This is a genomic window from Paraburkholderia sp. EG304, from assembly GCF_046543485.1.
Taxonomy (GTDB): Bacteria; Pseudomonadota; Gammaproteobacteria; order Burkholderiales; family Burkholderiaceae; genus Paraburkholderia; species Paraburkholderia youngii.
In genome coordinates, this window is sequence record NZ_JBKGUA010000127.1 from 1 (window position 1) to 7,300 (window position 7,300).

Below are 7,300 nucleotides of genomic sequence, written 5' to 3' on the forward strand. Positions count from 1 at the left end.
AAGGACAGATGAAATGTTCGAGCAAAACTGCGCGGTCCGCCGCCCAGCAATTTTATTCTCTGGCATCATAAGTCATCCTTCGTATATTGCATTTGCTTGACTCCCTTTCCTTACTGCGACAGAACCCTTTGAACCGGTGCGCAAATGCGCCCCCCACCTCAAGAATGGTGAGCGCACTTGAGCGAAGGCGTTTTGCCGCCGATTCGATCATCGCGGGCATCAGTAGACGCTCTACGTTTCCCTCGACGAGGATGGCGGCGTCTGAGAAGAACAGGTCGCAATGGGTTAACTTGAGGTAGCGCTGCAAGAACTCACGGGATATCTTTTCGTCTTCAGTAGGCTTGAATCTCGACAGATTCTTGACTTCGGTGAAGTTGTCGAGCGCATCGCTGGTCCGGCGGAAATAGCGGATCGGCCTGAAGCCCCGCTCGTAGAGGATGTGGGGGGAATGGGTCGTTATAACCAGCTGAGTGGTAAAAAAATCGTCGTCTTCTTCCCCTTCCTGCTGCAGCAACGTTAAGACGTTGCGTATGAAGACCTGTTGAACCTGCGCATGCAAATGAGCTTCAGGCTCCTCAATGAAGAGGATGTGCAGTGGAGGGCGATCCGTCTCGTCATCCTTCCATCGTTCGTGGAGGTCCAGTAGCTCCACGACCATGTAGATGAGGTTCTTATATCCCAGACCGTTGTAGCTGTCAGGAAGCTGTGCTTTGTCATCGCCGGGCAGCACATAATGCACTCGCGTTGCGTCTTGGTTAAGCACCTTGCTCGGGTCCAACTGAGCGCGGATGATGATCTCCGGATTCTTAACTCCTGGATAGCCGAGTTTTGAAAGGCGCTTTAGGGTTTTGCGAAACACTTGCTCAAGATGGTCGTTGAGCCCCTTTTCGGACGACGAAAGCGCTTTGAGCATCGCGTGGTCATCAGCTCGCTTCTCGAGGTTCCGTTCGTAGAAGCGGCTCAAGCGCTTGGATAGGTTCTCATCGCGCGCGCTGCCGCCGGCAGCGCCGTCCGAGTCGGGGTCGTCCAGGTGTCGTTGAGCCCTAAGGAAGTCCACCTTCAGAAGGGATTTGAGGATTGATGCACCGCCTGGATCGCGAGAGACGGGAAGCGGTTCGTAGTTTGTGTCGCGTTCGCGAAATCCTTCGAACTGGCTCTCGTCGAGCACGTAGTAGCGAACCTCGTATTCGTTGGCCAATTCATCCGCGAGGTACCTGGTCAGACTCTGAGGCCAGGGCTGGTAGTCGACACCGGTTGCGTTTGAGGCCACAGCGGCGGCATTGGCTGCGTCTCGCTTCTCCCTGAAGCGCCTGACGACTTCATACGGGGCTCCGGGCTCAAAAGACACCCGGATTCCAACGAAGCGGCCTTCCCATTGCGTGCTGGGTAGGAGTGGCATGGCCGAGACAAGGTCCTGCGCACCGACTGTGAACCATAGATCCAAGGAGATGGTCGGGAGGATGATCGATGTGTCGGCATCGCCCAGCTGGGCTTCGCCAATTTCATCGAACGTCTTCCACAGCGGTGCGCTGAAATCGAAGAGCTTGAACTTGCTCTTCTTACCCTCGAGCATCATTTGCAGGCCCTGGGCTGCAGACGTCTTGCCGCTGTTGTTCGCGCCGACAAAGATCGAAATCTGATCATCAAGTTCGACCACCACATCGCGCAGTCGGCGATAGTTCCGCAGGCGATAGGCATGCAGCCTCATACATTTCTCCCCGTATCCGTTTGTGTGTATCTGGATGTTACACATTGCGCAGATTCACGGCGCATCAAGGCGCGTTGCCGCAAACTGCTCAGGTAGAGCCGTCATTTGCACGCGAAGTTCGAACGGCGTGGTTCAGCCTGAGGCGGTCAGCAATGAGAGTACGCTGAACGCTACTGGCCGATTTGTTGCCTCATGCGATTTGCATTGATCTATGCCACCGCTTGCGGCGTGTAGACAGCAACCGAGTGCGAAGCGGCCATTCGATTTCGCTTCCCAAGTGGCCGCTCGTGGCCGATGACAGTCATCTGTCTAATAACTAACCCGAAATGTTGGGGAGTCTCGAAAGGAAACTAAACGCGGCACCTGGGCGGCAGCTCCGCTGCCATGGCGGCGCGCCGTTTTCAGGGCGCCGGCGACTTCCTTCTGTTTGGCTGTTGATTTCGGATCACGCAACTGTTTGCTCTCGTGCGTCTCGAATCGGCCGGCGATGGGCGCAGTGTGTTGCTGGTTGAAATGGATTCGCGTCGGACGGAAATCCAGCGTGAATGTCGCATCGAAATCATCGCCGGCGAGCCGATCGCGCTGATACGTGCCCACGGAACCGAGCGCCCCGCCAACATGCATGGCAACACCGACAGGGGCGCATGGCTCACGCCGGCACTTCGGCCATGTAGGAAAGCTGCAGGTTCTGGTCCCAGCCGTAGGTCACGTAGTCCGGATTGACCGTATCGACGCGCACGATATGCACCGTAAAGCCGGTCTTGGTGACCCCGGTCACGGTCGTCGCAAAGGTGTCGTTGATGGGCCCCGTCCATTTTGGGTCCTGGAGTGTGCTGACGATGACGACCGGCGGGCTCGAAAAGGCCGCCGGAAACGGCACCTCGACGGAGAGCGGCGCATTGCGCCACGGCGCGCCGGACGGCGCCTTCAACGGACCAACCGAATGGGTACCGATAATTTTCTGTTCCATCGCGAAGCCTCCAGACTGGTGGGAGTGGTCCCGCTCGGGCGGGACGGCTGTTGCCGCGCGGCACATGACCGCAATGCAGTTTTAGGAGTCGCCCGAGGCTTTTACAACCTACCCATCTAGGTAGTCGACATTCGTGGAAAGCTTACCGAAGCGGCGATGGAGGGGGCCGGGGAGCAATGGAGCAGGGAAGTCAGTTAAGGCCGTGGGGCACGCCTGATACGCAGAATTTCTCGAGTGGGGGTGCACTTCAGGATTCGGACAATAAAGCACGCTAGACGATTGTTGCGGTATTCGTGGCGCCGAGGCCGAGCTGGGTCGTCCCTTGTGAAACATCATCGCGGATCAGATCAAAACGCGATAGCCCTTGCCAGACGTGGCGAAAAAGACGATGCGAGGAAAATGTTTCACGCCTGACGCGATTCACAAAAAGTCACTTTAGCCCGCGAATACAGGTGTTGCCATGAGAAAAGTTATGGCAACACCTGCTTCCCACGGAAATTTTCTGATGAGGCTGCCAGCCTTGCTGGCTGAGCCTGCTGGGCCTGCTGGGCCTGCTGGGCCGTTAGCGTGCTTTATTGTCCGAATCCTGAAGGCACCCCTACCCCAACGAATGACGAGATGACAATCCTGCCATCTCGTCATTCAGTTGATCAGGTGTTACTTCATCGATGCGACGGAGGTCTTAACCGCCTTTTCCAGGAAAGTCGACAGGTTGTCGTGCAGCAACTGCCGAGTCGGATCGTCCGCGTAACCCATGTGTCCGGCCGGGTAGAGGATGCGGGTGTACATTTTCTGCATCTGGGCAGCCGGAATCGCTTTGGCAACGGATTGCATATCCCAGTCGACCTGGGCCGCCGGCACAACGGAATCATAATATCCGGCCGACGTCAGTACCTGCATGTTGGGATTGATCTGCATTTCGTCGGCAATGAAGATGGTCGCATCCGGGAAACTCAGGGTCGAGCCATCCGGGTAGGCCGTATGGTGATCCCACACGCTGCCAATCGTCCCGCTCAGCCCGTGATAAAGAGAGACGGTTTGATACTTGAGTGTGTTGTAAGCATAGGACGAAAGAATCGAGTCGTACGAGGCCAGATCGTTGAGCGACGGATCGTAGATGAGGTAACTGCCGCAGAAGTTCGCCACATTCGATGAATCACATCTTGAGGCGTTTTGCGTCGCAGCCAGATTGCCCGTCAGTTCCTTGCGTAGATCGTATAGGCCGAGGGTTTTGCCAGGAAACATCTCGATGACAAGACCCCCGCTCAAGAATCCGCCATAGCTGTACGAGCGAGCAGCCCTAAGCACGTCCGTGCCGCTCTGGATCATGTTCGCCGCAGGGTTCGAGACCAACGACGGATGGTAGTAAATATCCAGCCCGTTGAGGACAGGTAGATTCCCGGTGAAGGCTTGCATCGTTCCGACCAGGCTCGTAGCCTGGGTTTGCTGGGCAGATGTCGTTGGTTGAGGCGCGAGCGTGCGAAGCTCGTTGAAAGCCAGGTTCTCGGAAGCCTGGAACAGATCAGGGAGACTCAGCTTCGACAGCGTCGGATCAGATATCTTCCCATAGTACTTGGCTGCCATTGTGATAGTCGGCAGCAGATATGGGGGCACTGGATCGCGCCGCGCCGGCTCACCTTCATAGAAATTTAGAGCCGGCGCCTGCATCATCAGGCCGCTAAGCTTGATGCCGTAGACGTTCTGCAACGCATAGGAGAGTATGCCCGCGCGCGGTCCGCCATACGACTCGCCATACACCATCAGCGGTGAGCTTCCCCGGTCGTTGGTGATCATGTAGCGGTTAATAAAGCCCGCCATGATGTTGACGTCCGGATTGACGCCCCAGAAATCCTGGTTCTTGCTTGGTGCAACTGCCTCCGAAAACCCCGTGCCGACCGGATCGACAAAGATCACGTCGGTCTTGTCCAGCAGGGTCTGCGGATTCTCGCCGAGCGTGACGTCGTTCGGTCCAGACACCGTCGACCCCTGCGCGGTAAAGACGCGCATCGGGCCGAACGAGCCCATTTGCAGGAATGATGACGGCGATCCCGGTCCACCATTAAAGAACACAGTCACGGGCCGCCTAGTAGTGTCTTGGTTGTCCAGCGTGTAGGCCGTGTAAAAGATCGTAGCCTGCGGTGCATTGGTGGTCGTGTCGCGCACGGTCAGGTGCCCCGCCGTAGCGGTATAGGCCATGTTCAGACCGTTGAGCTTGATCCGGTGGTGCGTGACCGCCGCGCCTTCCGTCGCGCTTGGCAATGAAGCGCCAGCACTTGCATCATAGAGCGTGTTGTCGACATACGGCTTATCGGGTAACAAAGGCGTCAACGTCTGATCAACCGAGACCGTGGCGGGCGTGACCTGCGGCGTAATGGCTTTCGGCGCGTTGGCAGAGTTAGACGACGTGGCGGTTGTGCTGGTCGTGGATGATACGGCGGGCGTCGGATCGTCGCCCCCGCCACACGCGCTCAGGAGAAGGAGGGTTGTGATCGAAAGGACGATCACCCTCGCCGGGACGGCGGAGAGGGCAGATACTATCTTGCACAGTCTTAGTTGATGCCTTGATATATAGGATGCCATTTTTAGATACCCCTGGATGGAAGCAACGTCTCGTTGAGGATGGATTTTCTAGCCGCGATGGCATGAATTTATATGGCTCTGTTGAAATTTGAGTGGGTTACGCCGTATGCGGGTTGATCGAAGCGAAGTCGAGCTTGCCGGCGATCAAGAACAGCACGGTACGCATGGTAGTGAGGTTGGCGTAGCCGCGGGCGCGTCGCTTGGCGGCCTGAAACAGGCCATTGAGAGCTTCCAGAAAGCCGTTGGTCTGACGCGTCTGGGTCCAAGCGATGATGCCTTCGAAGTGCTTGCGGATCATGCGTGCAACCTCCTTCATAGGTTCGACCTTGGAGCGCATCACGTTGGTACACCACTGCTCGAGCATCGCGGAGACGACGTTGATCTGCTTGCGATCGAGGATGTCGCGCAATTGCTCGCGATAGAGCCAGGCGCGGGCGGTTCGCTTGGTCGTGACTTTGGCAACGAGCGCGTCCAGATCGGCACGCTGGGTCACGCTCAGCCGGTCGCGGTCCTTGAGCAGTGCCCAGCGCAGGCCCTTGAGGTCCGGGTCGGTCCTCTGCTCGAGCCGCCGCGTCTTGTCCAGGGCGAACGAGGCCTGGGCGACAACATGGAACTTGTCGAAGGTGATGCGGGCGTTGGGCAGGTGCTCGCTGACGCCCTTGATAAAGGCAGGCGACATGTCGATGCTGACCGAGGTGATTCGCCCGGGCGTGGCGTCGTGTGCTTGCAGATGGGCGGCAAACTGCTCGATGGTGGCGGCGTCCCGGCCTTCGGTAACGAACACGACCTTGCGTTGTTTGGCGTCGGCCACGAGCGTCAGATAGTTGTGCCCACGCTTATAGGAGGTCTCGTCCACGGCAGCGTTCGTCACGTCCGACAGATCGATCTCGGCCAACGCCAGTTCGACGTAGCGCTTGCAGATCGCGTGCACGCGGTGCCACGACTCGCCGACGGCGCGGGCCACCGCAGCAAAAGGCATTTGCTGGGCAAGCGTGAGCACCATCGCCTCGAACAGCAACGTGAAGCCGCTGAGCTTGCCGGCCCAAGCGGGCTCGATGAGCGCGACGCGGCCATCGGGCAGCTTGACGCGCGGCGTGCGCACTTCGAGGTAGCAGTCGTGCTGGAAGAAGTTCAGGTGGCGATAGCGCTTGACGACGGTGTCATGCACGGGATGCGCGCCGGCCACTTCCGGATACGGAAAGCGAGTGCCGGCAGTGAAGTCGATGTGAATCGTCAGCCGTCTCGCGGCCGCGTCGAAATCGACGCCGCTCACGAACCACGGATCACTCACACCCAATGCGGCTTCGAACAGCTGGCTATGCTGGAAAAAGTTCAGGTGCCCGTAACGCTTGACGATGGTGTCGTGCACGGGATGCGCGCCGGCCACTTCAGGATGCGCGAAGCGACTTCCAGCAGTGAAATCGATCTGGATCGTCAGCAGCTTGGTCGCCGCGTCGAAATCGACGCCGCTCACGAACCACGGATCGCTTACACCCAATGCGGCTTCGAACAGCTTGCTGTGCATGACCTGCCTTCGTCTTGTTTATGCAGAAGTCGGGACGATACCACCCACTGGAAACTCAATAGAGGCGAAAAAACCTTGTGCGCACACAACCAAAAAATCAAACACTGCGGACCGTCCAAAATAGCTCTCAGTATGACACCAATCGGGCATTTTATTGATATCAAATGTTTTTTCGATATCCAAACGATTTTCTAATATCGCCCAATTTCTGAGGTTTTAAACAGCACCGGATTTGGCGGAAGCTCCAACGCTTGAGGTTATTCATCGGGCTTTGCCCAACCCAGAGGCATGAGGGCGAATCCGGAAAGGAATACGAATACGAGGCAGCGGGGGCAGCGGTCGACCGATTGTCTGGCGCACTGGCCCTTTCCGCAGTATTCTCGAAAATACTTTAAGGCATTGCTGATCAAGTCCACCGCATAGCTACTCGGAGCGTTATAGAGCGGAGTGGATAAGGAAGGCAGAACAGGATGAAGCAGCAGACGCTGGCGATGGAAGCTGACGAAGGTGCGGGTTT

6 protein-coding genes are annotated in these 7,300 nt (G+C 57.4%); all 6 read right to left on the reverse strand.

The window, feature by feature from the left end:
• Positions 1-52: 52 nt before the first annotated feature.
• Positions 53-1,708, reverse strand: coding sequence for an ATP-dependent nuclease (locus ACLFKU_RS42015; RefSeq protein WP_410853169.1), 1,656 nt, complete (start codon positions 1,706-1,708; stop codon positions 53-55).
• Positions 1,709-2,017: 309 nt separating this feature from the next.
• A complete protein-coding gene (locus ACLFKU_RS42020) occupies positions 2,018-2,305 on the reverse strand; it encodes a hypothetical protein (protein WP_410853170.1) in 288 nt (95 codons plus the stop codon).
• 52 nt (positions 2,306-2,357) lie between these two features.
• Complete coding sequence (locus ACLFKU_RS42025) at positions 2,358-2,678, reverse strand: H-type lectin domain-containing protein (protein ID WP_410853171.1); 321 nt, start codon at positions 2,676-2,678, stop codon at positions 2,358-2,360.
• Between the two features lie 657 nt (positions 2,679-3,335).
• Positions 3,336-5,183, reverse strand: coding sequence for a S10 family serine carboxypeptidase-like protein (locus ACLFKU_RS42030; protein WP_410853172.1), 1,848 nt, complete (start codon positions 5,181-5,183; stop codon positions 3,336-3,338).
• 172 nt (positions 5,184-5,355) lie between these two features.
• The gene (locus ACLFKU_RS42035; RefSeq protein ID WP_410853174.1) at positions 5,356-6,594 is read right to left on the reverse strand and encodes an ISL3 family transposase; all 1,239 of its coding nucleotides are present in this window, start codon (positions 6,592-6,594) and stop codon (positions 5,356-5,358) included.
• A 446-nt stretch (positions 6,595-7,040) separates the two neighbouring features.
• Positions 7,041-7,300: hypothetical protein (locus ACLFKU_RS42040; protein WP_410853173.1), on the reverse strand; the 260-nt coding region annotated here is incomplete at its 5' end.

Bases quoted from the DNA above. Each gene is read 5' to 3' on its own strand.
- ACLFKU_RS42015 (WP_410853169.1), bottom strand. From the start codon at position 1,708: ATGAGGCTGCATGCCTATCGCCTGCGGAACTATCGCCGACTGCGCGAT.
- ACLFKU_RS42025 (WP_410853171.1), bottom strand. From the start codon at position 2,678: ATGGAACAGAAAATTATCGGTACCCATTCGGTTGGTCCGTTGAAGGCG.